This is a genomic window from Hymenobacter perfusus, assembly GCF_003944765.1.
In the GTDB taxonomy this organism is placed as follows: Bacteria; Bacteroidota; Bacteroidia; order Cytophagales; family Hymenobacteraceae; genus Hymenobacter; species Hymenobacter perfusus.
Map to the genome: position 1 here is coordinate 449,334 of NZ_RWIU01000003.1, position 26,261 is coordinate 475,594.

A 26,261-nucleotide genomic window follows, 5' to 3' on the forward strand; every position below is an offset into this window, starting at 1 on the left:
AATATCGATTTGTCTGTCATCCTGAGCGCAGCGAAGGACCTTATTACGCTCGAACATCGCACCCAAACGTGATAAGGTCCTTCGCTGCGCTCAGGATGACAGACGTTTTATTAACATTCTCCCTACGGTTTGCCGTCGATGGGCTGGGGCGTGTAGATCAAATCATCCACCGGGAAGCCCAGTTCGCGGCCTTTGGCTACCAGCATGTCGCGGAGGTTGCGTTCCAGGTGAGGCTTGCGGCTCAGAATCCAGAGGTTTTTGCGCTCCGGCTCACCCACCAGGGCATATTGGTAGTCGGAATGGTCGAGGTCCAGAATCCAGTAGTCGCCCTCGAAGGGCCAGAAGAACTGCACTTTGAGGCGGGCGTTGGTGGCATCCATGGCGCGGGCTACGGCGGTGGCGGTTTCCACGGGGCCGTTGAGGCCTTCCTTGTGGCAGGTGTTGCGCACGCTCACCTTGCCGTCGGGCCGCAGCTTGTACTCGGCCGTTACGTGCTGGCAGCCTTTCTCGAAGCGGGTTGGCAGCCGGGCCACCTCGTACCAGAGCCCGGCGTACTTGTGCAGATCCACGTGGGCCACGGTGGGCAGGGCCGGGTAGGCTTTGCGGCGGGCGTAGGCATAGGCAGCTACGCCGGTAGCAATGGCGGCAGCGGCGGCCCCAAGCAGTACGGGTTGGCGGCGCTTGAGCAGGTTCTTGGACATCGGGTTGAGGTTAGGAGTCGCCGCCGTATACGCAAAGCCAACGGTTGCGGCCCGGGGAATTGTAGGGGCGTTCAGAAACTGGGACATCTAGTAGGTTCATAAACCATACTTTGCCTGAACCGCAAAATCAGAAACAAACGGGTAAGCTAGCAGAACCACGTCTGCAAAGGAGTTCACGAAACTCATCCCCCCAAAGGGTTTCTTATACTTAGCGCATTAAACCAGTTTACTAAACACAAACTGGCCCGTAACGCGGGTTTGTAGCTAATGTCAGCGCCCTATTAGAGCGGTTTACGAGAAAGAGCGTTAAGATTTTTTGTGTCCGTCGGAAACCTCAACGGTAAACACAACCCAGTCTTCCTTTGGGTAGAAATACTTTTCTAGCTGCTGTCGGGTCAACGGTTTCCACTGTTGTTCAAAGCCCCACTTGTGCAACGCCTCCACGCAGTGCAGGATGCGTTCCTTCGTTATCTCGTGGAGGATAACCAGGTTTTCTTCGAGAAAGCAGGATTTATCGGCATCAAACTCGCCGCTTATCCGCGCAAGGGTCAGCAGGTTCATCTGGTAGAAATCCCCTTGGGAAGTGCCTAACAGCACATCACTTTTGATGCCACGAGTTAACGACTCGATGTCGTCGTCATAACCAGAGGTGAATACGACTGAATAGTCCATATGACGCTTTAAGGGCAGTATTCTGCCCGGCAATCTACTAAGTAGCCGTTCATTCAAAGGGTCGGATTCCTGAACGTGCGATATTTCCCGCTTTCTAAGAGGTATAGATGCAATTGTTGGAACCTCGTGGTTGCTGAGGTTGAGCGGTTATGATTCCGCTCAACCTCAGCAACGCGAATACGCTCCTGCAAACTGCTCAAAAATCCGCTTTACAGCACCAGATTAATCACCTTCTCGTTGCCGGCTTGGTCGGTGAGGCGCAGAGTGGCGGGGCCGCGCAGGGGCGGCCCCAACGTATCGTCGCGCTCGGAGTAGATGGTGGCGTTCTTGTGCTCGAAGCGCAGCAGGCGGAACTGCCCGTTCACTTCCAGCTTGTAGCTGGCCAGGCCCGAGAGGTCGTCGCCGACTTTGAACACCACGCCGCCGGGGCCGCGGCTGATGAGGCGAGCCGAGGGCGGAATGGTATCGGTGAGCAGCCGGAACTGGCCGAAGGTTTTGATGGGGGCTGTGATGCTGCGGCCGTCGGGGCTCCACTTGCCGCCCACGTAGGCCCGGCCGCCCTTGGCCGTAACGCCGTAGATGGCCGTGCGGCGCGGGTCGGCGGCCGGGGTTTCGGGCTTGAGTGTGAGGGCCAGGGTTTCGTAGAGCGGCGTGCGGGGCAAATGCACCGTCCAGAGGCCCTGCTTGTAGCTGGTCTGCACATACAGCGTGTCGAACAGCGTTTTCGGCCCGAAACCCAGGGCTAGGTTGGCCGTGCTGAACCCAAACTCCCGGCCCGAAGGAATCAGGGCCTGCCGGTCGAACCGCTTGGTGATGCGGCCGAACTGCAAGGAGTCGGGGCGGCCGGCGCGCAGGTCGTAGAGATACACATTCTGGCTTTGCTCGGTGTAGCTGGGCCTGATGGTGAGGCGGCGGTTGCCTTTGAACAAGGTCAGGTTGCCACCCACGGCGGCCGTGTCGGGGTCCTGGGCGGTGGCCACCAGCAGGTTGCGGCTGATGTCGTAGCGCAGATTCTGCGTTTTCACGGCCGCCGAACGGGTTTTGTGGTAGCTGTCGGCCACGCCGCGCAACACGAACCGTAGCGGCGTGAGGTTGCCGTAGGAGTCGCTCAGACGTACTTCCACAGCGTAGAGCTGGCCCGGTTCCACTCGCAGACGGCCTTTGCCGGGACCGGTGGTGTACATGCTCAAGTCGTTGCCATCGTCCACGAACAGGCGCTCCAGCTGCCGGCCCTGGGTGGCGCGCCACTCGTAATCCAGGTGGCGGTTGATTTGCCGGGAGCCTTCCGGAAACGGAATATCATCGATGACGTGCTGGTAGTGCGGCTGCCCGTTCACCAGCACCTCCACCTTCTGAATGCCGTTCTTGTTCCACACCTGGTCGAACCTATCGAAGCCCTGCATGAGCAGACCCACCGTGCCGTTGGCCGCAATGGTATCGGCCCACACGTAGCCGCCGCCGTTGGGCAGGGGCGGGGCCTTGGGCAGGAAAATCGACTTGCCAAACTTGCCCTGCACCCGGGCATCAATGCTCAGGGCCTCTACTCCAAACGCCAGCAGCGTAGGAGCCACGTGGTCCTGAATTTCGGAAAAGCCGCCCCATTGCAGCGGGTTCAACTGCTCATCCTGGGCCGTGCGCACCTCCCAGTGCAGGTGTGGCCCGGCTGAGCCACCGGTATTGCCCGAAAGCGCCACTACCTCGCCGCGCTTCACCGGAAACTGGTCGGGCTTGAAGAATAGCTCCAGGTCGTAGGTCTGCTTTTCGTACTGGCGGCGGCGCAGCTCCTCGGCCACGGGGCCTTTGAAGCGGTTGAGGTGACCGTACACGGTGGTCAGGCCGTTGGGGTGGGTGATGTAGAGCACGTTGCCGTAGCCGTAGCTGCTCTGCTTCATGCGCGAGATGTAGCCGTCGGCCGAGGCATACACGGGCAAGTCCACCCGGCCGTCGGTCTTGATGTCGAGGCCGCCGTGGAAATGGTTGGGCCGCAGCTCACCCATGCTGCCCGCCAGAAAGTTCTGCTGGCCGGGTTTAATCGGGAACAGGAAATAGCCTTTGGGCACTACGGGCCGACCAGGAGCGGCAACCGGGGCCGGCTTAGGCTTGGCGGCCGAATCGGGCTCCTGGCCGCCGCAGGCAGCGGGTTGCAACCCCAGCAACAGCAAAAACGGCCACGCCACGCTCAGCAGACGTGGCGGCCGGGTAAACAAAGAATCGGGCATTCAGAAAAGGAATTCGGCAGCAGAAGGAAAGGAAAACGGTGCCGCAGCAACGCCGCCGGCCGGCACAATCGTGCCCGGCCGGACGGGAAAACAAGAAATAGGAGCGTGTTGATGCAAGCAAGGCATCGAATGTAGAGACGCGGATACGCGTCTCATCGTTGAACGGTCGGTGCCGTGCCAGACGGTGGCAGCGTCGCAACATCAGCAACGACGAGACGCGGATACGCGTCTCTACACCGCATGCGGGCCACCACGAGCTAGAGCGGCCTACTTCACGGCCAGGTCAAACATCTTGTCCTCGCCGATGAAGCCCACCAGCTGGTCCCCGATTTTGACGGGGCCGACGCCGCTGGGCGTGCCGGTGAAGATCAGGTCGCCCATTTTGAGGGTGATGAACCGGGAGATGTAGCTGATGATTTTCGAGAAATCGTGCAGCATGAGGCTGGAGTTGCCCTGCTGGCGCACCTCGCCGTTTACTTCCAAGCGGAAGTCGATGTTTTTGAGGTCGGCAAACTCCGCAACCGGTTTGAACTCCTGGGAAATCGGGGCCGAGCCGTCGAAGCCCTTGGCCAGCTCCCAGGGCAGGCCCTTGCTTTTAAGCTGGCTCTGCAGGTCGCGGGCCGTGAAGTCGATGCCCAAGCCGATGGCGTCGAAATAAGTGGGCGCAAACTTCTCCTCGATGTTCTTGCCATTCTTGCAGATGCGCAGCACCAGTTCAACCTCGTAGTGGATGTCCTGGGAGAAATCGGGCAGAAAGAAGGGCTGGTTGCGCTGGAGCAAAGCCGTATCTGGCTTGGCGAAGATGACGGGGTCAGCGGGCGTTTCGTTCTGGAGTTCGGCAATATGGTCGGCGTAGTTGCGGCCGATGCAGAGGATTTTCATGCTCAGGGAGTTGGAAGCGTAACGGCCATCCGAAGACGACCAAAAAGCGTGCGGCCGGCCGGAAAGGCGGGCAGACGGTCAAAAATAGCGTTTAATTCGCGGGCTGGAAACCTCAACCGGGCTCCTTTTTCCGGCCGCAAGCCGCCGCGTAAACATTTTGCCCACTGCCGCACGTATAGTAGCCCGGGCGAGCAAGTGTCTGTTTGCGGCCCGATTCAGCTACTGCCTTCCTTTCTCTCAACCGCCTACTCTCATGCTCAAGAAATTTGCCCTCGCCAGCTGCCTGCTCGTTGCCGCAGGTTGCGCCACGGTTCCTATCACCGGCCGCCGGCAGCTCAGCCTCGTTTCCGACACCGAAATGAATACGATGGCCGCCACGGAATACCAGAAGGTGCTCAGCAGCAGTCGGGTAGTTAGCAGCGGCGAGCAGGCGGCCATGGTGAAGCGGGTGGGCCTGCGCATTCAGCAGGCCGTGGAGCAGTATTTCAGCCAGCGTGGCGAGCAGGCACAGCTGGAAGGCTACCAGTGGGAGTTCAACCTCATCGACGATAAGCAGGAAAACGCCTGGTGCATGCCTGGCGGCAAGGTGGCCGTGTACACCGGCATTCTGCCCATCACCGCAGATGAAACCGGCCTGGCCGTAGTAATGGGCCATGAAATAGCCCACGCCGTGGCCCGCCACAGCTCGGAGCGGATGAGTCAGCAGATGGCCGCTCAGGGACTTGGCGGCATTGCCTCGGCAGCCGTAGGGCAAACCCCAACGGTTACCCAAAACGTGTTTTTGCAGGCCGTGGGCGTGGGTTCCTCGCTGGGTTTGCTGAAATACGGCCGCAGCCAGGAGTCGGAGGCCGACCACCTGGGGCTGATTTTCATGGCTATGGCCGGCTACAACCCCGATACCGCCGTGCAGTTCTGGCAGCGCATGGATGCCCGCGAAAATTCTGCCTCGCCCCCCGAGTTCCTGTCTACGCACCCATCCAACGGCACCCGCATTGCCGGTATCCAGAAGGAGCTGCCGGAAGCCCGTACCTACTACAAAGCCCGCTAAGCGCGGCTGGTTGAATCTATCCTGATGAATCGTATTCTGCGTTTTGCGCTTTCCCCTGTAACGGTAACGGTGTTGCTGGCGGGCCTGAGTGCCTGCGAAACCTCCAAACGGGGCTTTCCGGAGATGAGCACCCCCACTACCGACACCGACGAAATGCGCCGTAAGCGCGAAGTAGTCAGCAAGCAGATAGCCGAGGTAGCTGAGGGGAAAATCCGCTATTTGATGCCCCGGGAGCAGCTTTCGGCCGCCTTTACCCGGGAGTTCGGCGACGGCACGGCCATCGACAAAACCGTTATCCGCAAAGTGCAGGAAACGCCCAAGGATAAGGCGGTGTATTACATTGTGGGCATGGGCCTGCGCAACGGCATGTACCGGGCCATGGCGCTGCCGCTGCAAACCTCGTCCGATAACAGCTTGTACCTGCCTTCCAACTCGGCCCGCTACATCATTACGGGCGTGGGCTGCACGTTCTGCTTCTTCAACTTCGAGAAAAACGAAATTGTGGGCACCACCTGCGAGGAAAATACCGGCGGCAGCCGCTGCGACCTGCGCGTGGAGTCCAATAACACCTTCTTCGTGCGCAAATAGCCATGCTCAGCCGCAAATGGATTCTGCGCCTCTCGCTCACAGCCCTGGCGCTGCTGCTGACTACGGATAAGCGGCGGCCAAAACCAGCAGTGGGCAAACCGGATAATCCGTAGCGCCCGGGGAACTTCGGGGTGCGTACTTCGGCACCGACCCTGAATCTTTCGTACACCACGGAATACCATTTTTGCTCCCAGCCATGCACAACGATTCCACCGCCAATAGCACCCAGTTAGTTCGCTATCAGTTGCAACTGTCGCCGGCGTTAGAGGAGCCGCACCTGATAGCGGCCCGCACGCTGCTCACCGAACACGGCTTCGTGGTAGACCAACTCACGCCCGATGAAGTAGTAGTAGCCTCTACGCAGGGCACTGACCCCGACTGGCAGCCCGTACGCGAAGGATTTCAACAATTGGGCAGTGCCATTGCCCACATCACCACCGCCGGGTAAACGAACCGTATTACATGAGTCAAAAACCTAACAGGCTCCGCCAATCTGGCGGGGCCTGTTAGGTTTTTAGTGATTTAGCACCTGATTATATGCTTTCTGAGTGGCTACATCATGCCTTCTTCCACCAACTCCACAAACCGCGCAATACGGTTCACCAGCAAATCGGGGTTGATTTTATCCAGCGGGTGGGGAGTGTTCATGACGATTTCGAACGTGGCGCGGGGCATGTGGTCGGCGTAGGAGCGGGAGGCATCTACGCCGGCCGTTTTATCCAGCTCGCCCACCAGTACTTGCACCGGAATCTCCAGCTCGGCCAGATTGTGCGCGTTCAGCAACGGAGCGTCGCCAAGGCCCCGCAGCAGGGTAGTAGTGGCCGTCAGCAACTCGGGTAGCGGGGTGGGAGCGTGCAGCTGCTCCAGCTGACTGGCAAACTGCGGTACTTTTTCCCGCATGCCATCCGCGTCCAGAAAGCGCGTCGCCTGAGCGGCGGTGGCCGGCGTCCAATCGAACTTGGTGCCCAGCGTGGTGATGCTGCTGAACAGCTCCGGCCACGCCACGGCGGCCGTCAGGGCCGCGTAGCCGCCCATGCTGTACCCGAATACGTGCACCGGTGGCAGGTTCTGATCTAGGAGGAACTGCCGGACTTCCTGGGCCAGCTCCTTCATGGAGAGGCCAGCCGCCAGCGGCCGGCCGCCGTGCCCGGCAAAGGAAAACGAGTGGATATCGTAGAACGGCGGCAGCTCCCGCTTCAGAAACTTCAGCTGCGCTTCCGAGCCGAGGGCTCCGTGCAGGAGCAGAATAGTGTGTTTCATGCGTTGACAGCTCAACTGACGGCCGGCGTTTCTGGGTGAAAGGCCGCCGGCAGCCAAGCGTAAGTTAGTGGGTCACCTCGGCTGCCAGCTTGTTCAGGTCCAATCCGTCGAAGGTGCCCGAGGTCATCATCAGCAGGTTAGCGTTCTGCCAACTTTGCTCGTGCAGGAAGGCTGCCAGTTCCCGGCTATCGGTAAACACGCGCAGGTCGGGGCGCTGGAAAGCCTGCTGCACCGCTTCGGGCGGCAAAGCGGGCAGGCGCTTGTGGGCCAGCACCTGCGGGTTGAAGTACACCACCGCCACGTCGGGCGCGTCGAAGGTGTGGGCGTACTGGGGCAAAAAGGCCGGGTTGAGGGAGCTGAAGGTGTGCAGCTCCAGGCAGGCCACCAGTTTGCGCTGCGGAAACTGCTTTTTGAAGGCCGTGGCGGTAGCCTTGAGCTTGCTGGGTGCGTGGGCGAAATCCTTGTACACCACTGAGGTAGCACCTTCCTTCACCAGCTCTAGCCGGCGCGCCGCGCCTTTAAAAGTGGCCAGGGCTTCGTAGAACTCCTTGCCCTTGATACCCAGCTGCTTGCACACTTCCTTGGCCGCCGAAATGTTGCGCAGGTTATGCTCGCCGAACACCTGCACGGGCACTTCCTCATCTTTCTTATTGAGCAGGAAGGTTTTACCGTCCCGGATGACGTGCTCGTGCGGGCCGTAGCCGATATACTTCACGGCGGGCGAGCTGGGCACCGTCACCAGCTGCACCTGCTCGTCGTCCTGGTCGTAGATGAGCACGCCGGCCTTGGGCGTCATCTCGGCGAAGATGCGGAACTGCTCCCGGTAGATTTCTTCGGTCGGGAATACGTTGATGTGGTCCCAGCTGATGCCGGAAATAACCCCGATGTGGTGCTGGTACAAGTGAAACTTGGGCCGCCGGTCAATCGGCGAAGAGAGATACTCGTCGCCCTCAATGATGATGATGGGCGCGTCGTCGGTCAGCTGCACCATCAGCTCGAAACCCTCCAGCTGCGCGCCCACGGCGTAATCGAACTTACGGCCGTGGTGGCGCAGTACGTGCAGAATGAGGGAGGTAATGCTGGTTTTGCCGTGCGAGCCGCCGATGACGATGCGCTGCTTGTCGCGGGAGGCTTCGTAGATGAATTCGGGAAAGGAGTACACCCGCAGACCCAACTCCTGGGCCCGCAACAGCTCGGGGTTATCAGGGCGGGCGTGCATGCCCACAATCACCGCGTCGAGGTCGGCCGTTATCTTCTCTGGAAACCAGCCCTCCTGGGCCGGCAGCAGCCCGGCCTTGGCCAGGCGGCTCTTGGCCGGCTCAAAGATTTCGTCGTCGGAGCCGGTGACGTGGGCGCCGCGCTGGTGCAGGGCCAGGGCCAGGTTGTGCATGATACTGCCCCCGGTGGCAATCAGGTGCAGGCGTTGGAGGGAAGAAGGAGTAGCAGCCATTCGGTAACAAAGAGGAATAGGGCCGCAAAGGTACGGGGTGTTTTTTTGGGGTGGGAAAATGGCCTGGTAATCCTATCCTGTGTAACAGCAAAAAGTACGCGGTTTAATCCTCTCAGCCTGCCGCGTCTTCACGGAAAAGAAACCTTTTGCGCGGCCCCGGGATTGTAAGGCCCAGCCGTTAACTTTGTGCCCCTTTGGGCAAAAACACGGACTGGCGGAAGAAATTCCGGCCGGAACCGGCCCAACCTGCTTACCTTGTAGTGCTTACCTAAGTGATGAACGACTCGATGGATGACCGCCTGAAACAAGCTGGGACCCGCGCCAAAGCGGCCTGGAACAGCCGCCCCGCGCAGCTGCCCATGGGCGGCGCGTCGGGCAAGCTGCCGCCCCAGGCCCCCGAGCTGGAGGCGGCTGTGCTGGGCGCGCTCATGCTGGAAAAGGATGCCCTCACCACGGTTATCGACATTCTCAAGCCCCAGAGCTTTTACAAGGACGGTCATCAGCGCATCTTCAAGGCCATCCTGAACCTGTTTGACAAGTCGGAGCCCATTGATATTCTGACCGTTACGCACGAACTGCGGGAGATGGGCGAGCTGGAAGTGGCCGGCGGCGCGCATTACGTGGCCAACCTCACGTTCAAGGTCAACTCGGCGGCCAACATCGAGTATCACGCCCGCATCATCACCGAAAACGCCATCAAGCGGGAGCTGATCCGCATTGCCTCCGATATCCAGCGCGACGCCTTCGAGGACACCACCGACGTGTTTAACCTGCTTGATACCACCGAGCAGTCATTGTTCGAGGTGTCGGAATCCAACATCCGCAAGAACTTTGACGACATGCGCAGCCTGATGGGCAAGGCCATCAAAGAGCTGGAAGAAAAGAAGGACCAGAAGGACGGCCTCACTGGCGTGCCCTCCGGCTTCTCGGCCCTGGACCGCGTCACGTCCGGCTGGCAGCCATCTGACTTAGTGATTATTGCAGCTCGGCCAGGCATGGGTAAGTGTCTCGGTAAAGGCACCAAAGTGCTGATGTTCGATGGCACACTGCGCAACGTGGAAGACGTGCAGGCCGGCGAGCTGCTGATGGGCGACGACTCCACGCCGCGCCGGGTGCTTAATATTGCCCGGGGCCGCGAGAACATGTACTGGGTGCGTCAGAATAAGGGCGAAGCATACCGCGTCAACGAAAGCCACATCCTCTCGCTCAAGCGCAGCCGTACCGAGGGCCTGCACCGCCACGGCGACGTACTCAATATCACGGTAAAGGACTGGCTCGGCAAGTCGGCCAAGTTCCGTTCCAATTACAAGGGCTACAAAGTGCCGGTGGAGTTTGCCGCGCAGCCAGTATCGGTTGATCCGTATTTCCTGGGCGTGTGGCTCGGGGATGGTGCTTCCGATAATTGCCGCATCACGGGCCAGGACCAGGAAATCATCGAGTATTTGCACCAGTACGCTGCCGAACTGGACATGCAGGTCACGGTAGGCGTAGTGGAAAATCGTTGCAACAGCTACGGCATCACGCGTGGCCGGCAGGGCGGCAGCGTGGCGCAATACTCGTTGCAGGACGAGCTGCGCCAGCTGGGCGTGCTCGGCGACAAGCATATTCCGCAGCAGTACCTGAGCAACAGCGCCGACAACCGCCTGCGCCTGCTGGCGGGCCTGATTGACTCCGACGGCCACCTTGACCCGGTGTCCAACGGCTACGAAATCACCCAGAAGAACCATCGGCTGGCCCGCCAGATCAAGTTTCTGGCCGACTCGCTGGGCTTCCGCACTTCGCTCAAGAAGAAGCGGGCCGCCATCAGTGCCATCGGCTACGAAAGCGAGGTGTACCGGGTGCGCATCTACGGCGACATCAACCAAGTGCCGGTGCGCGTGGCCCGCAAGCAGGCCCAGCCCTGGCGCAGCCCCGTGGACTGGCGCATGACCGGCATTACGGTGGAATTCGACGGCGAGGATGATTATTACGGCTTCAGTATCGACGGTAACCGGCTGTTTCTGCTCCAGGACATGACCGTGACGCACAACACGGCTTTCGTGGTATCTGCCATGCGCAATGCGGCGGTAGAGTTCAAGAAGCCGGTGGCCATTTTCTCCCTGGAAATGTCGTCGCTGCAGCTCGTGAATCGTCTGATTTCGGCGGAGGCAGAGCTGGATTCGGAGAAGATCAAGAAGGGCAACCTGGCCGATTACGAGTGGGCGCAGCTCAACCACAAGATTTCCAGTCTGTCGTCGGCCCCCATCTACATCGACGATACGCCGGGCCTCAGCATCCGGGAGCTACGCACCAAGTGCCGCCGCCTCAAGGCCCACCACGATATCCAGATGATCATCATCGACTACCTGCAGTTGATGACCGGCAACACCGACGGTAAGGGCGGCGGTAACCGCGAACAGGAAATTGCCTCGATTTCGCGGGCCCTCAAAGGCATTGCCAAAGAGCTGAACGTGCCCGTGCTGGCGCTGTCGCAGCTAAGTCGTTCCGTGGAAACCCGCGGTGGCGATAAGAAGCCGCAACTGAGCGACCTTCGGGAATCGGGTTCCATCGAGCAGGACGCCGACATGGTAATCTTCCTGTATCGCCCCGAGTACTACAAGATTACGGAGGACGAGATGGGCAACCCGACCCAGGGCACCGGCGAGGTCATCATTGCCAAGCACCGGAACGGCTCCCTGGAAAGCGTGCAGCTCAAGTTCATCGGTAAGTTCACCAAGTTTGCTGACCTTGATGGGGCCGGTGGCGGCTTCGGCGACGCGGGCTTCAACCCCGGCGCTTTCCCCACCAGCACCTTCGACGACGACCAGTCCGGCTTCGCCCCGAACACCATCCGCCTCGGCTCGCGCATCAACAACGACGGCCCGCCACCCGCGCAGCCCTTCCCCCGCAGCAACTTCGACGACGGCCCGCCGCCGTTTTAATCTGGCAAGAAACCCGAACCGCCCGCTGGAAACAGCGGGCGGTTCGGGTTTCCAGAACGTCATGCTGAGCTTGCCGAAGCATCTCTACCGCTTCGTTGTAATACTGACCCAATGAAACGGTAGAGATGCTTCGACTACGCCTCCGGACCCTGGCTCGATGCGCCACATGCTCAGCATGACGGTCTGTTACTTCAGTTCAAACGATCCTACCCGAACATGCCTACGGCGTCCTTGCTGGGCAGGGCGGTTTTGCCCATCAGGAACAGATCTACCTGGCGGGCGGCTTCGCGGCCTTCGGAAATGGCCCAGACGACCAGGGACTGGCCCCGGCGCATGTCGCCGGCCACGAATACGTTGGGTTGGGAGGTGAGGAAGTCCGTATCGGAAGCGGTGCGCACGTTGCCACGGTCGTCCAGGGCCACCCCGAGTTGCTCCAGCAGGCCTTCGTAGCGGGGGGAGGCGAAGCCCAGGGCCAGCAGGGCCAGCTGGCAGGGAATTTCGCGCTCTGAGCCTGCTACCTCGCTGAAGGCTAAGCGGCGGCCCAGTACGTCGGTTTCCCAGGTTACGTCGGTGACGAGCAGGGCGCGGAGGTGGCCATTTTCGTCGCCCAGAAAGGCCTTAGTGTTGATGCCCCAGTAGCGCTGGCAGCCTTCTTCGTGGGAGGTGCTGGTGCGGAACATGTAGTTGGGGTAGTGGGGCCAGGGCTCGGATTTGGGCCGCTCGGGGGCGGGCTGGTGCATAAGGGCAAACTGCGTGACGGACCGGGCCTGTTGGCGGTTGGCCGTGCCCACGCAGTCGGAGCCTGTGTCGCCGCTGCCGATAACCACCACGTCGAGGCCGGTAGCCAGCAGCTCCTCGCTGTCGATGGGCAATTCGCTCACGCGGCGGTTGTGCTGGGTGAGGTAGTCCATGGCGAAGTGGACGCCCGCCAGCTTGCGGCCGGGGAGAAGCAGTTCCCGGGGCACCAGCGCCCCGCCGGCCAGCACCACGGCATCAAACTGCGCGGCCAGGTCCGGGGCCGGAATATCCCGGCCGATTTCGGTGTTGCAGCGGAACTGCACGCCGTCTTCTTCCAGCACCCGGATGCGGCGGTCAATCACCCACTTATCCAGCTTGAAATCGGGAATGCCGTAGCGGAGCAGGCCACCGGGCCGGTCGTCGCGCTCAAACACCGTGACGGCGTGGCCGGCCCGCACCAGCTGGGCCGCCGCCGCCAGCCCGGCGGGACCGGAGCCCACCACCGCCACCGATTTGCCGGTTTTGAGCACCGGAGCCGTGGGCCGCACGTAGCCCCGCGCAAACGCCGTTTCGATGATGTGCTTCTCGATTTCTTCAATGGCCACCGGCGCGGCATGGATGCCCAGCACGCAGGCCGACTCGCAGGGGGCGGGGCAAATGCGGCCGGTAAACTCGGGGAAGTTGTTGGTCGAACTCAGAATCTGGTAGGCCGACTCCCAGTCCTGGCGGTACACAGCGTCGTTGAACTCGGGGATGATGTTGCCCAGCGGGCAGCCCGCGTGACAGAACGGAATACCGCACTCCATGCACCGCCCCGACTGTTGCCGCAACTGCGTGTCGGCGTACTGGCCCACAAACTCGCGGTTGTGCGCCACGCGCTCATGCGGGGCGGCTTTGGCGGGCAGTTCCCGCTGAAATTCCTTGAAACCGGTGCTATTGCCCATGTGCGTGGTGCCTCACCCCCCGGCCCCCTCTCAAGGGGGAGAGAGGGAGCCAGACGGCTTTGGCGGTTGTAGAGACGCGACACTTCGCGTCTCGTCGTTGCTGATGTTGTTTGAACTGGTGCGGTGCTGGTCGTTCTGGCGGAAGACGCGAAGTGTCGCGTCTCTACATCGTTCATGGCCGGAGGGGTTACCCCACCGCCACCCGGGCCTTTTGCAGCACCTTTTTGTACTCGCTCGGGAATACCTTCACGAACTTGCCAACTTCCTCGGGCCAGTTACTGAGCAGGAAGTTGGCCAGCTGGCTGCCGGTGAGCTCGTGGTGCTGGCGGAGCAGGTGCTGGATGTGGGTTTCGTCGTCGGCGTCGAGCGGGTCGAGCTCTACCATTTCGGGGTTGCAGTTTTGGGGGAAGGAGCCGTCGGCGTCGTACACCCAGGCAATGCCTCCGCTCATGCCGGCAGCGAAGTTGCGGCCGGTGCGGCCCAGTATGAGCGCCCGGCCGCCGGTCATGTACTCGCAGCCATGGTCACCCACACCTTCCACCACGGCCGTGGCCCCGGAGTTACGCACCGCGAACCGCTCCCCGGCCTGCCCGCGCACGAACAGCTCGCCGGAGGTAGCCCCGTACAGTGCCACGTTGCCGATGATGATGTTTTGCGTGGGCTCGAAGTGGGCCTCAGGCGCGGGGTGAATGATGAGGCGGGCCCCGCTCAGGCCCTTGCCCACGTAGTCGTTGGCCTCGCCTTCCAGCCGGAACGCCAGTCCCCGCACGCTGAACGCCCCGAAGCTCTGCCCCGCCGACCCGCGGAAGGTGTACTCGATGGTGCCCTCCGGCAGTCCGGCGGCGTGGTAGCGCTTAGTAATTTCGTTGGAAAGCAGCGTGCCGATGGTGCGGTCGATGTTGCGGACGGCAAACTCGGCCTGCACTGGCTGCTGGTGGTCTAGGGCCGGGCCGGCGTGTTCCAGCAGCTGCCAGTCGAGGATGCCCTGGAGGCCGTGGTCCTGGGCTTCGCTCTTGTGCAGGGTGCTGCCGGGCTCCGGCGAGGTCAGGTACAGCAGGTCACGCAAATCGAGGTGGCGGGCTTTCCAGTGCGTGATGTCGGGTCGGGGCTTGAGGAACTGGGCCCGGCCCACCATCTCGTTCACGGTGCGAAAGCCCAACTCGGCCATGATTTCGCGCAGTTCCTCGGCCAGAAACCGGAATAGGTTCACGATGTGCTCGGGCTGCCCGCTGAACAAACGGCGCAGCTCGGGGTCCTGGGTGGCCACGCCCACGGGGCAGGTGTTGAGGTGGCATTTGCGCATCATCACGCAGCCCCCGGCCACCAGCGCGGCGGTAGCTACGCCCCATTCCTCGGCCCCCAGCAGCGTGGCAATGGCCAGGTCGCGGCCGGTTTTCAGCTGGCCGTCGGCCTGCAGCACCACCCGGCTGCGGAGCTGGTTGCGCACCAGCGTCTGGTGCGCTTCGGCCAGACCCAGCTCCCAGGGCAGCCCGGCGTGACGGATGCTGCTAAGGGGCGAAGCGCCGGTGCCGCCATCAAAGCCGGCAATCAGAATCACGTCGGCGTGGGCCTTGGCCACGCCGGCCGCAATGGTGCCCACGCCGGCCTTGCTCACCAGCTTCACGTTGATGCGGGCCGCCCGGTTGGCGTTTTTGAGGTCGAAGATGAGCTGGGCCAGGTCCTCGATGGAGTAGATGTCGTGGTGGGGCGGGGGCGAGATGAGGCCCACGCCGGGCGTGGCGTGGCGCACCTTTGCAATCCACTCGTCTACCTTGTGGCCGGGCAGCTGGCCGCCCTCGCCGGGCTTGGCGCCCTGGGCCATCTTAATTTGCAGCTCGTCGGCGTTGGTGAGGTAGTGGGCCGTCACGCCGAAGCGGGCCGAGGCCACCTGCTTGATGGCCGAGCGCATGGAGTCGCCGTTTTCCATCACTTCGTAGCGCATGGGGTCCTCGCCGCCCTCGCCGGTGTTGCTCTTGCCCCCGATGCGGTTCATGGCAATGGCCAGGGTGCTGTGCGCCTCGTGCGAAATCGAGCCGAACGACATGGCCCCGGTGGCAAAGCGCCGCATGATGTTTTCGGCGGGCTCCACCTCCGCCAGCGGTACGGCCGGGCGGTGATGAGCAAAGTCCAGGAGGCCGCGTAGGGTGAAGGCGCCTTTGCCGGGCTCGTTCACCAGGCGGGCGTAGCGCCGGTAGGTGTCGTAGGAGTTGGTACGGGTGGCCTGCTGGAGCAGGTGCACTGTTTCGGGGTTGAACTGGTGGGCCTCACCCCGCCGCCGCCACTGGTACACGCCGCCTTCGGGCAGCAGGGCCTGCTCCTCCAGCGTGCTGCTGCGGAAGCCTTGGAAGTGTTTGAACAGGGTTTCACGGGCAATTTCATCGAGCCCCAGCCCGCCGATGCGCGTCATGGCCCCGTGAAAGTACTGGTCCACCACGACGCGGTTCAGCCCCAGAATCTCGAATACCTGCGCGCCGTGGTAGCTCTGCAGGGTGCTGATGCCCATTTTCGAGAAGATTTTCAGCAGCCCGTCGCACACGGCTTTCTGGTAGTTAGCTTCCAGCTTGGCCACCGTCAGGCCCCCGCCCAGCCGGCCCTCGTAGTGCAGGATCCGGATGGTGCTGAGGGCCAGGTAGGGATTGATGGCCGTGGCCCCGAAGGCCAGCAGACAGGCAAAATGATGCACTTCCCAAGCGTCGCCGGCCTCCACTACCAGGCCCACCGAGCCCCGGTAGCCCTTGCGGATGAGGTGGTGATGTACCGCCGACACGGCCAGTAGCGAGGGAATAGCCGCGTGCTCTGAGTCAAGCGACCGGTCCGACAGGATTAGCACCTCGAAGCCGTCGTCCACTGCGTCCTCGGCGTAGCGGCAGAGGCGCTCCAGGCCGGCCTGCAAGGCACCCGGCCGGCCATCGGCCCGGAAGTAGGTGTTGATGGTTTTGGCGTTAAACAGGCCCGTATCGATGCTGCGCAGCTTTTCCAGCTCGTGGTTGGTGAGGATGGGCTGCCGCAGGGCCACGCAGTGGCAGTGCATTTTGTCCTCGTCGAGAATGTTGCCGTTGTTGCCGATGAAGGTGGCCAGGCTCATCACCAGCCGCTCCCGAATGGGGTCGATGGGCGGGTTGGTGACCTGGGCGAAGAACTGCTTGAAGTAGCTGCTCAGGTGCTGGGGCTGGTCGGAAAGCACCGCCAGCGGCGAATCCACGCCCATAGAGCCAATCGGCTCCTTGCCCTCCACGGCCATCGGCGTCAGAATCGTGTCGATGTCCTCGCGGGTGTAGCCGAATACCTGATGGTACTTGAACACCGATTCGGCCGCGAGGTCGGTGAACACCAGCCGGGGCTCGGGCAATTCCTCCAGCCGAATCTGGTACTCGCTCAGCCACTGGCCGTAGGGCTGGCGTGTGGCGGCCTGGGTTTTCAACTCCTCATCGGTGATGATCTGGCCCGCTACGGTGTCGATGAGCAGCATTTTGCCGGGCTGCAGGCGGCCCTTGCGCACCACCCGGGCTTCGGGCAGACCCGCGCCCAGTACCCCAGCTTCGGAAGCCACCAGTACCCGGCCGTCGTCGGTGAGGGCGTAGCGCAGGGGGCGCAGGCCGTTGCGGTCCAGCATGGCCCCCACCATGCGGCCATCGGTGAACAGGAGGGCCGCCGGGCCGTCCCAAGGGGCCATAAACGTGGCGTGAAACTCGTAGAAGGCCTTTTTGAGCGGGTCCATCTGCTCGTTGCCGTCCCAGGCTTCGGGCACCAGCATCATCATCACGTGGGGCAGACTGCGGCCGCAGTGCAGCAGCAGCTCCACAATGTTGTCGAGGCAGGCCGAGTCTGACTGGCCGGAGTCGATGACGGGCAGCAGAATCTCCATTTCCTCGGCCGAGAAATAAGGGGAGAGGTAGGAGGGAAGGCCAGCGTAAAACCAGTTGAGGTTGCCGCGCAGGGTGTTGATTTCGCCGTTGTGGGCCAGCAGCCGGAAGGGCTGGGCCAGTCGCCAGCTGGGAAAGGTATTCGTCGAAAACCGGGAATGCACCAGCCCCAGCCCCGACGTCACGCGCGCATCCGACAGCTCCGGAAAGTAGCCGCGCACCTGGTAGGTGGTCAGCTGACCCTTGTAGATGATGACCTGGCAGGAGAGGGAGGTAAAGTACACCTCTTCCTGGGGCAGCTGGGCCGCGGTTTCGTGGCTGATGAGGCGGCGCAGCACGTAGAGCTTGCGCTCAAACTCCTCGGACGTGACCACGCCGGCCGGCCGGCCCACGAACAGCTGCTCCATAGCCGGCTCGGCGGCTAGAGCCGTGGGGCCGATGCCGGCGGGGTTTACCGGCACCGGCCGGTAGCCCAGCACCGGAAACCCGAGCCGGGCGGCGGCCTGGTTGATGATATCACGGCTGATGTGGCGCAGGGCCTCGTTTTTGGGCAGAAAGGTCATGCCCACGCCGTACTCGCCGGGCTCGGGCAGCCGGATACCCAGCGTGGTGCATTCTTCCAGCAGAAACCAGTGGGGCAGCTGCAGCAGCAGGCCCGCGCCGTCGCCGGATTCGGCGTCGCAGCCGCAGGCCCCGCGGTGTTCCATATTCTCCAGAATCGTCAGCGCATCGGCCACAATCTGGTGCGAGCGGCGGCCATCCACGTAGGCAATAAAGCCCGTACCGCAGGCATCGTGTTCAAACTCGGGGCGGTAAAGGCCTTGTGGGGCAGTCAGTTCCATCGAAAAGAGTCGGTTGATCAGGGCGTAGGACGTTACAGAAATTACTCCGGCGGCAGGTCAAAAGCCCAGTATACCGCTCGGGTTAACCGGGCAGGTGCGGCGGTGCGGCCGGTTTCCGGTTTCTAACGGCCCTCGGCCCGCGCCTGGCCGGCCAGGCAGGTTGCGCCAAAACCGCGCTGGAGCCATCAATACCAGCCTTCCGGCTTTCTGGAGCTGAACTATGGCTTACAATTTCCAACCCTTGCGTAAACTCCGATATTTGCCCGCATGAAAGACCTGCTCCGCCCTGACCTGACCTTCCGCCTCACCGGCCGCCTCTGGGTGGAATCTGCCGACGACCGGTTTATGGGTATCGGGCGGCTGGAGTTGCTGCGCCAGATTCAGCAGCACGGCTCCATCTCAAAGGCGGCGCAGGAAATGGGCATGTCGTACAAGCGGGCCTGGGATTTGGTGTCGTCCCTGAACGCGCAGGCGGCCCGGCCGCTGGTACTTACCCAAACCGGGGGCAAGCGCGGCGGCGGTACCGTGGTAACACCGGAGGGCGAGGCCCTGATTGCGGAGTTTGAGGCGTTGCAGGCGCGGTTTCAGGTGTTTCTGGCAGCGGAGGCGGCGCGGATGTTCTAGCGGCGGTTCCCGCAGAGGTCCGCAGAGGCTTCGCGGAGGTACGCATAAGAACGACCTCCGCGTCCTCAGCGCATCCCTCAGCGGACCTCTGCGAGAAAACTCCGTAAGCTCAATATTCGTTATGTTTGGAAAAATATAACGCATGAAATACGTTACGCCCGCTCTGTTGCTGCTTCCGATACTGGCCTACGCCCAGGCCCCCGCCGACACCACGCGGCTGGGGGAGGTGGTAGTGACGGCCTCGAAGGTGGAGGAAAGTATCCTGCAGTCACCCGTAACAGTGGAAAAGCTCAGTGCCCGACAGCTGCGGCTTACGCCAGCGGTTTCGTTTTTTGATGCCCTGGAGCACCTGAAGGGCGTGCAGATGCTCACGCCCAGCCTGGGGTTTCGGGTGCTGAATGCCCGGGGTTTCAGCAACACCACCAACGTGCGCTTCGCCCAGCTCGTGGATGGCATCGACAATCAGGCGCCGCACATCGGAGCACCCATTGGGAACCTGCTGGGGCCGAGTGATTTGGATATTCAGGCGGTGGAGCTGGTGCCGGGCACGGCCGCCGCGCTGTACGGGCTGAACGCCATCAACGGGCTGGCCAACTTCAGCACCCGCAACCCGTTCCGTAGCCCCGGCCTGAGCGTGCAGCAGAAGACCGGCGTCAACCACCTGAACAACCCGGCCACCGGCGCGCACGCCTTCTCCGAAACCAGTGTGCGATACGCCCGGGTGCTGCATCCGAAGTGGGCCTTCAAGGTGAACGGTACCTACCTGCGCGGCTACGACTGGATTGCCCGCGACCTGACGGACATCAACCCCAACGGCAATGCCACCACCGGCCTGCTGGGCCCCGACAACCCGGCCCGCGACCCGGTGAGCAGCTACGGCAACGAATCCTCGAACCGCTCGGCACTGACGCTGGGCGGCAAGAGCTACCAGGTGGCCCGCACCGGCTACCGCGAGCAGGAAGTGACCGACTACCAGCTGCAAACCCTGCGCTACGACGCGGCCCTGCACTACAAGCTAACCGACAAAACGGAGCTGGCCTACACCTACCGGGGCAGCCACTTCGACAACGTGTACCAGCGCAGCAACCGGTTCCGGCTCGAAAACTACCACCTGCAGCAGCACGCCCTGCAACTTACCGGCCCCGTGGTGCAGGCCCGCGCCTATTTCACCCAGGAAAATACCGGCCGCAGCTACAACCTACGCTCCGCCGCCGAAAACCTGGACCGTAGCTTCAAGCCCGACGCCCGCTGGAACCAGGACTACACCGCCGCCTGGAACGCCGCCACGCAAAACGGCCAGACCGTAACGCAGGCCCACGCCGCCGCCCGCGCCGCTGCCGATGCTGGCCGTTTGCAGCCCGGCACGCCGGAGTTCCAACAGCGCCTGCGCGAGTTGGCTGACATCAACAACTGGGACCAGGGCGCGGCCCTGCGCGTGCAGGCCGATTTACTGCATCTGGAAGGCCAGCTGAACCTCGGCGAAGCATTACGCCGGAGCGGTAGCAAAAGCCTGCCTGCCTGGGCCGACGTGCTGCTGGGCCTCGACCACCGCACCTACTTCATTCAGCCCGACGGCAACTACTTCATCAACCCCGAAGCAGGGGAGGACCCGTTCAGCACACTCACCTACGGCAAAACCGGCGGCTTCGTGCAGGTCGGGGCGCGGCTGTGGGAGGAGAAAATCCGCCTGACGGCCACGCTGCGGGCCGATAAGAACGACTATTTCAGCACCCGCTTCAACCCGCGCCTGACGGCCGTGTACTCGCCCACCCAACGCCACAATTTCCGGGTGAGCTACCAGAGCGGCTACCGGTTTCCGAGTTTGTTTGAGGGCTTTTCCAACGTGAACAGCGGGCAGGTGAAGCGCATCGGGGGGCTGCGCGTGATGTCGGATGGAGTGTTTGAGAACAGCTACCTGCGCAGCTCCATTGATGCCTTCAACGCGGCCGTGACGCGGGGCGTGAACACCGGCGGCCTCTCGCGCAGCCAGGCCATCAGGGAGAACCAGGGCCTGCTGCAACCCAACCCCTACACTTATCTGCGGCCCGAGTACATCAAATCCTGGGAGGCGGGCTACAAGGCGGCTTTGCTACCCGGCGGCCGGCTGCTGGCCGATGTGGACTTCTACGCCAACACCTACCGCGACTTTATTGCCCAGGTAGAAGCCTACGTGCCCCTGGATGCTGCCGGCCAACCGCTGAATTCGGGCACCGACCTGAACGCCGTGGCCACCGCCCTGAGCGCCCGCGCCGGCCAGGCCCGCTACCGCCTCTGGACCAACTCCCGCAGCCGGGTGTATAACTACGGCGGCTCCTTAGGGCTGCGCTACGAAACGTCCGGCGGCTACCTGGCCGGGGCCAGCACCACCTACGCCCGCCTGCGCCGCACTGAGTTGGGCGACGGGCTGGAGGATGGCTTCAACACGCCGCGCTGGGCCGCCAACCTGAGCCTAGGCAACGAAAACGTGGCCCACAACTTCGGTTTCGGCCTCAACTACCACTGGCAGCAGCGCTACTATTCCCAAACCTTCCTGGTAACCGGCTACGTGCCCGCCTACGGCACCCTCGATGCCCAACTCAGCTACCGCCTGCCCGAGCCCAACCTGCGCTTGAAGCTGGGAGCCAGCAACGTGCTCAACCATTACTACGTCAGCTACCTCGGCGGGCCCAGCGTCGGCGGCCTTTATTATCTGCAGCTCACGTATGGGTTGTAGGAAGCTTCAGAAACTAGCTTTTATACTTAGCACTAATTTTAGTGCCATGCTAAACGCGCTCCGTACCTACTTCCACGACAAACTCCCGCTCACTGAAACCCAGTTTACGGAGTTGGCGGCCCTGCTGACGCCGCGGCATTTGGCGAAAGGGGAGGTGCTGGGGCGGCAGGGCGAGCCGGCCCGCTACGGGGCGTTTGTGGTGCGGGGGTGCTTGCGCAGTTACGTGACGGATGAGCGGCAGAAGGAACACATCTTGCAGTTCGCGCCCGAAAACTGGTGGATTGCCGACCAGCAAAGCCTGCGCCGCCACGAGCCCGCGCTGTTTGCCATTGATGCGTTGGAAGATTCGGAGGTGCTGCTGTTCGGGGCTAGGTTCTACGCGCAGCTGCCGGCGTTCGGGCTGGGGTCTCAGGCGTTTTTCTACGAACTGCTGCAACGGAGCTTGGTGGCCATGCAGCGGCGGCTGATTGGGGTGCTGAGCGCTCCGGCTGAGGTTCGATATCAAGAGTTTCAGCAGCTGTATCCCACGCTGGCCCAGCGGCTGCCCCAGCGCCACATTGCGGCTTACCTAGGCATTACGCCGGAGTCGTTGAGCCGGCTGCGGGCGAGTAGAAGCCGGGCGTAAACTAGGAACGTTATATTTTAGATAATATGACGAAATATAGAAGTAATGCGGGGTAACTGTATTCAAAAAGGTTGGCTATTTAGACTGAATATGGATAATTGGCTAAGAAGTTGATAAGTAAGGTGCAGAAATGCGGATAAGGCAAGGATAGGATTTTGTACAGGCAAAATACGCCGGAAAGCATAACGCCAAAGCGCAAAGCCCCGTAAGCCAACGGACCTGCCCAGCCGTTTGGCTCCGGCCGGCTACCGTTTGCCCTCCTTAACCTCTACGCTTCTTTCTATGCCTCAGCACCCGACCAATTCACTGGCCAATGCCGCCGGAGTGGCCGCGCCGCCGCCCACCAGCCCGGTGCAGCTCACCATCAACGGCCAGCAGCATACGCTGCAGATTGCCCCCTGGACCACTCTGCTCGACGCCCTGCGCGAGTACCTGCACCTGACCGGCACCAAGAAAGGCTGCGACCATGGCCAGTGCGGCGCCTGCACAGTGCTGGTCGACGGCAAGCGCATCAACAGTTGCCTCTCATTGGCCGTGATGCACGAGGGCGACGAAATCACCACCATCGAAGGCCTCGGCACCCCCGAGAACCTGCACCCGCTGCAGCAGGCTTTCGTCGACCACGATGCTTTCCAGTGCGGCTACTGCACGCCCGGTCAGATCTGCTCGGCCCAGGGCCTCATCAACGAGGACCGCGCCCACACCGAAGCCGAAATTCGGGAGCACATGAGCGGCAACGTCTGCCGCTGCGGCGCCTATGTAGGCATCCTGAACGCGGTGAAAGAAGTTGTTGACAAAAAGTAGTGAGTACCAGGTATTGAGTAGTGAGACGTTGCGTCTGGCTACTCGATTCCACCGAATACTCAATACCACTTACTCACTACTCAATTCTGACACATGAACCCATTTACCTACTCCCGCGCTACGGCCGTTGCCGACGCCGTGCGTGATAAAGCCAGCCATCCGGACTCTGAATACCTTGGGGGCGGCACCAACCTCATCGATTTGATGAAGGAAAATGTGGCCCGCCCCACGCACTTGGTGGGCCTCAACAAGCTGCCGCTGGCCGACATCGAGACGCTGCCCGACGGCGGCCTGCGCCTGGGCGCGCTGGCCACCAACGCCGACACGGCCTGGCACGACGAGGTGAAAAGCCGCTATCCGCTGCTCAACCAGGCCATTCTGGCCGGGGCCTCGCCGCAGCTGCGCAACGCCGCCACCAACGGCGGCAACCTGATGCAGCGCACCCGCTGCTACTACTTCTACGACCTGGCCACGCCCTGCAACAAGCGGGAGCCCGGCTCGGGCTGCTCGGCCATCGGTGGCTACAACCGCGTGTGCGGCATCCTGGGCACCAGCGAGTCGTGCATTGCCACCCACCCGAGTGATATGTGCGTGGCCCTGGCGGCCCTGGCCCCCACGGTGCGCGTGAGCGGCCCCAACGGCGACCGGACCATTGCCTTCGACGACTTCCACCGCCTGCCCGGCAACCAGCCCGAGAAAGACAACACCCTGGAGCCCGGCGAGCTGATTACGGGCCTCGATCTGCCGGCCAAAGGCTTTGAGAAGAACTTCAGCTACCTGAAGCTGCGCGACCGGAGCAGCTACGCCTTTGCCTTGGTATCGGTGGCGGCGGGGCTGGAGCTGGAGGGCAACACCATCACGGATGCCCGCCTGGCGCTGGGCGGCGTGGCCCACAAGCCCTGGCGCGACCAGGAGGCCGAAAACATGCTGAAAGGTCAGCCCGCCACTGAGGACACATTCCGGCGCGTGGCAGCCAAAGTGGTGGCCGATGCTAAGGGGCACGGCTCGAATGACTTCAAGATTGAGCTGGCCAAGCGCGCCATTGTGCGGGCCCTCAAGCAGGCCGCCGAGGGCAACCAACACGCCGCCGACGTATTTCTCAACTCGAATCCCTAATCCGTATGAGCACGACTAACTATATCGGCAAGCCGACCAGCCGCGTCGATGGGCCGGCCAAGGTGACGGGCACGGCCACCTACGCCGCCGAGTATCAGGTGGCCAACATGGCCTACGGCTATGTGGTGAGCAGCCCCATTGCCAAAGGCAAAATCACGAAAATCCATGCCGACGAAGTGCTGGCGCTGCCGGGCGTAGTGCAGGTGTTTTCGCACGAAAACGTGCCCTCCCTGGCCTGGTTCGATAGAAGCTACAAGGACCTGGTGGCTCCCGGCGGCTCGCCGTTCCGGGCGCTGCACGATGCTGAAATCAAGTTCAGCCAGCAGCCCGTGGCTTTGATTGTGGCCGAAAACTTCGAGCTGGCCCGTTACGCGGCTTCGGTGCTGCGCATCGAGTACCAGCAGGAAGACCACGAAACCAGCCTCGAAACCCAGCGCGCCAAGGGCTACGAGCCCGGCGCGGGCAAAACCGGCTTCCAGCCGCCACCGGCCCCCCGCGGCAACCCCGACAAAGCCTGGGAAGAGGCCCCGCACCGCATGGAGGCCGAGTACGTGCACGGCGCCCAGCACCACAACCCCATGGAGCTGTTCACGACCACCGTGGAATGGCGCGGCGAGGGCAAAATCACGGCCTACGACAAAACGCAGGGCGTGTACAACGTGCAGCAGTACCTCACCAAAATCTTCGGCCTGAAAAAGGACGACTGCCGGGTGGTGAACGAGTACATGGGCGGCGGCTTCGGAGCCGGTTTGCGCCCGCAGTACTCGGCGTTTCTGGCCGTACTAGCGGCACTGGAGCTGAAACGCTCGGTGCGCCTGACGCTCACCCGCGAGCAGATGTTCAGCTTCGGCCACCGGCCCCACACGCTGCAATACCTCAAGCTGGCCGCCAACGCCGACGGCACGCTGGCCGCGCTGCAGCACCACGCGCTACACGAAACCTCGCAGTTTGAGGATTACACCGAAAACGTGGTGAACTGGTCGGGCATGCTCTACCAGTGCGAAAACGTGAAGCTGGGCTACCAGATTGCCAAGCTCGACATGTACACGCCCCTCGACATGCGTGCCCCCGGCGCCGCGTCGGGCTCCATCGGCCTCGAAATTGCCATGGACGAAATGGCCTACGCCGCCGGCCTCGACCCGCTGGAGTTCCGCCTGCGCAACTACGCCGAGCGGGACCAGAACGTGGACAAGCCCTTCAGCAGCAAAAAGCTGCGTGACTGCTACCACCAGGGCGCGGCCAAATTCGGCTGGGACAAGCGCACCCAGGCCCCCGGCTCCATGCGCAACGGCGACGGCAAGCTCATGGGCTGGGGTGTGGGCGGTGGCGTGTGGGATGCCACCCAGCAGAAAGCCGCCGCCAAGGCCAGCATCACGGCCGATGGCAAGCTGACCGTTTCGACGGCCACCGGCGAAAACGGCACCGGCACCTACACCATCATGTCGCAGATTGCGGCCGAAACGCTGGGTTTGCCCATCGAGGCCGTGACGTTCAAGCTCGGCGATACGGATTTGCCGGAGTCGCCGCTGCAGGGCGGTTCCTGGACGGCGGCCTCGGTGGGCTCGGCGGTGCAGAGCACCTGCGCGGCCCTGGGCGAGAAAATCTTCAAGCTAGCCCAGAAAATGGACGATTCGCCGTTGCGTGATGCCAAGTTCGAGGACGTGGAATTTGCCAGCGGCCAGCTCCGCCTGCGCGCCGACCACAGCCAGGCCGTGGTGCTGCGCGACGTGCTGCAGGCCAGCGGCGAAGCCAAGCTGGAAGCCGATTCGTCGGTGATGCCCAACATGGTGAAGCAGAACGGCTACTCGCTGCACTCGCACAACGTGGTGTTTGTGGAAGTAACCGTGGACGAGGACCTGGGCACCGTGCACGTGACGCGCGTGCTGAACGCCGTGGCCGCCGGCCGCATCCTCAACCTCAAAACTGCCCGCTCGCAGGTGCTGGGCTCGGTGGTGTGGGGCATCGGGATGGCGCTGATGGAGGAAACGGTGATGGACCACAAGTTCGGCCGCTACATGAACCACAACTTCGCCGAGTACCACGTGCCCGTCAACGCCGATATCCACGACATCGACGTGCTGTTTGTGGAGGAGGAAGACGACATCGTGAACCCGCTGGGTGTGAAAGGCATCGGCGAGGTAGGCATGCTGGGCGTGGCCGCGGCCGTGGCCAACGCCGTCTTCCACGCCACCGGCAAGCGCGTCCGCGACTTACCCGTGATGATTGACAAGCTGCTGTAACCACCGCCGCT

18 protein-coding genes are annotated in these 26,261 nt (G+C 62.4%); 10 read left to right on the forward strand and 8 right to left on the reverse strand.

From position 1 onward, the window contains the following. Window positions 1–122: 122 nt before the first annotated feature. The 4 genes from EI293_RS11775 to EI293_RS11790 all read right to left on the reverse strand — a co-directional run bounded on the left by EI293_RS11775 (window position 123) and on the right by EI293_RS11790 (window position 4,474). A complete protein-coding gene (locus EI293_RS11775; protein WP_170170352.1) occupies window positions 123–701 on the reverse strand; it encodes a lipocalin family protein in 579 nt (192 codons plus the stop codon). A gap of 306 nt (window positions 702–1,007) precedes the next feature. Beyond that, window positions 1,008–1,373, reverse strand: coding sequence for a hypothetical protein (locus EI293_RS11780; RefSeq protein ID WP_125437832.1), 366 nt, complete (start codon window positions 1,371–1,373; stop codon window positions 1,008–1,010). A gap of 209 nt (window positions 1,374–1,582) precedes the next feature. Beyond that, entirely contained in the window at window positions 1,583–3,592 is a 2,010-nt protein-coding gene (locus EI293_RS11785; RefSeq protein ID WP_125437834.1) for a M23 family metallopeptidase, read from the reverse strand. Window positions 3,593–3,859: 267 nt separating this feature from the next. After that, window positions 3,860–4,474 carry a fumarylacetoacetate hydrolase family protein gene (locus EI293_RS11790; RefSeq protein WP_125437836.1) on the reverse strand — a complete coding sequence of 205 codons (615 nt, stop codon included), beginning with the start codon at window positions 4,472–4,474 and terminating at the stop codon, window positions 3,860–3,862. A gap of 253 nt (window positions 4,475–4,727) precedes the next feature. Here EI293_RS11790 and EI293_RS11795 point away from each other — a divergent pair, with 253 nt between their 5' ends. The 3 genes from EI293_RS11795 to EI293_RS11805 all read left to right on the forward strand — a co-directional run bounded on the left by EI293_RS11795 (window position 4,728) and on the right by EI293_RS11805 (window position 6,558). Beyond that, the gene (locus EI293_RS11795; protein ID WP_125437838.1) at window positions 4,728–5,522 is read left to right on the forward strand and encodes a M48 family metallopeptidase; all 795 of its coding nucleotides are present in this window, start codon (window positions 4,728–4,730) and stop codon (window positions 5,520–5,522) included. A 24-nt stretch (window positions 5,523–5,546) separates the two neighbouring features. Continuing rightward, the gene (locus tag EI293_RS11800; RefSeq protein ID WP_125437840.1) at window positions 5,547–6,110 is read left to right on the forward strand and encodes a hypothetical protein; all 564 of its coding nucleotides are present in this window, start codon (window positions 5,547–5,549) and stop codon (window positions 6,108–6,110) included. Between the two features lie 196 nt (window positions 6,111–6,306). Beyond that, a complete protein-coding gene (locus EI293_RS11805) occupies window positions 6,307–6,558 on the forward strand; it encodes a hypothetical protein (RefSeq protein WP_125437842.1) in 252 nt (83 codons plus the stop codon). A gap of 104 nt (window positions 6,559–6,662) precedes the next feature. On the opposite strand, the gene EI293_RS11810 is transcribed toward EI293_RS11805, so the two are convergent. Together EI293_RS11810 and EI293_RS11815 are read right to left on the reverse strand one after the other, a co-directional pair. After that, complete coding sequence (locus EI293_RS11810; protein ID WP_125437844.1) at window positions 6,663–7,370, reverse strand: alpha/beta fold hydrolase; 708 nt, start codon at window positions 7,368–7,370, stop codon at window positions 6,663–6,665. A gap of 64 nt (window positions 7,371–7,434) precedes the next feature. After that, window positions 7,435–8,820, reverse strand: coding sequence for a UDP-N-acetylmuramate--L-alanine ligase (locus tag EI293_RS11815; protein ID WP_125437846.1), 1,386 nt, complete (start codon window positions 8,818–8,820; stop codon window positions 7,435–7,437). A gap of 359 nt (window positions 8,821–9,179) precedes the next feature. Between EI293_RS11815 and dnaB the strand changes: the two genes are divergently transcribed. After that, complete coding sequence (gene dnaB / locus EI293_RS11820) at window positions 9,180–11,741, forward strand: replicative DNA helicase (protein ID WP_125438066.1); 2,562 nt, start codon at window positions 9,180–9,182, stop codon at window positions 11,739–11,741. 206 nt (window positions 11,742–11,947) lie between these two features. On the opposite strand, the gene EI293_RS11825 is transcribed toward dnaB, so the two are convergent. Further along, window positions 11,948–13,423: a glutamate synthase subunit beta gene (locus EI293_RS11825; protein ID WP_125437848.1), complete on the reverse strand. Its 1,476-nt coding sequence runs from the start codon at window positions 13,421–13,423 to the stop codon at window positions 11,948–11,950. Between the two features lie 187 nt (window positions 13,424–13,610). Continuing rightward, entirely contained in the window at window positions 13,611–18,128 is a 4,518-nt protein-coding gene (gene gltB, locus EI293_RS11830; RefSeq protein ID WP_125437850.1) for a glutamate synthase large subunit, read from the reverse strand. A gap of 267 nt (window positions 18,129–18,395) precedes the next feature. Between gltB and EI293_RS11835 the strand changes: the two genes are divergently transcribed. The 6 genes from EI293_RS11835 to EI293_RS11860 all read left to right on the forward strand — a co-directional run bounded on the left by EI293_RS11835 (window position 18,396) and on the right by EI293_RS11860 (window position 26,250). Further along, complete coding sequence (locus EI293_RS11835) at window positions 18,396–18,752, forward strand: winged helix-turn-helix domain-containing protein (RefSeq protein ID WP_246010621.1); 357 nt, start codon at window positions 18,396–18,398, stop codon at window positions 18,750–18,752. 142 nt (window positions 18,753–18,894) lie between these two features. Then, on the forward strand, window positions 18,895–21,465 hold the full coding sequence (locus EI293_RS11840) for a TonB-dependent receptor (RefSeq protein WP_125437852.1): 2,571 nt from the start codon (window positions 18,895–18,897) through the stop codon (window positions 21,463–21,465). A 46-nt stretch (window positions 21,466–21,511) separates the two neighbouring features. Further along, window positions 21,512–22,090: a Crp/Fnr family transcriptional regulator gene (locus EI293_RS11845; protein ID WP_125437854.1), complete on the forward strand. Its 579-nt coding sequence runs from the start codon at window positions 21,512–21,514 to the stop codon at window positions 22,088–22,090. A gap of 282 nt (window positions 22,091–22,372) precedes the next feature. Beyond that, window positions 22,373–22,894 (forward strand): (2Fe-2S)-binding protein, encoded by a 522-nt coding sequence (locus tag EI293_RS11850; RefSeq protein WP_125437856.1) that lies wholly within the window; start codon window positions 22,373–22,375, stop codon window positions 22,892–22,894. A 93-nt stretch (window positions 22,895–22,987) separates the two neighbouring features. Then, entirely contained in the window at window positions 22,988–24,010 is a 1,023-nt protein-coding gene (locus EI293_RS11855) for an FAD binding domain-containing protein (protein ID WP_125437858.1), read from the forward strand. Between the two features lie 5 nt (window positions 24,011–24,015). Then, the gene (locus tag EI293_RS11860; protein WP_125437860.1) at window positions 24,016–26,250 is read left to right on the forward strand and encodes a xanthine dehydrogenase family protein molybdopterin-binding subunit; all 2,235 of its coding nucleotides are present in this window, start codon (window positions 24,016–24,018) and stop codon (window positions 26,248–26,250) included. Window positions 26,251–26,261 lie beyond the last annotated feature (11 nt).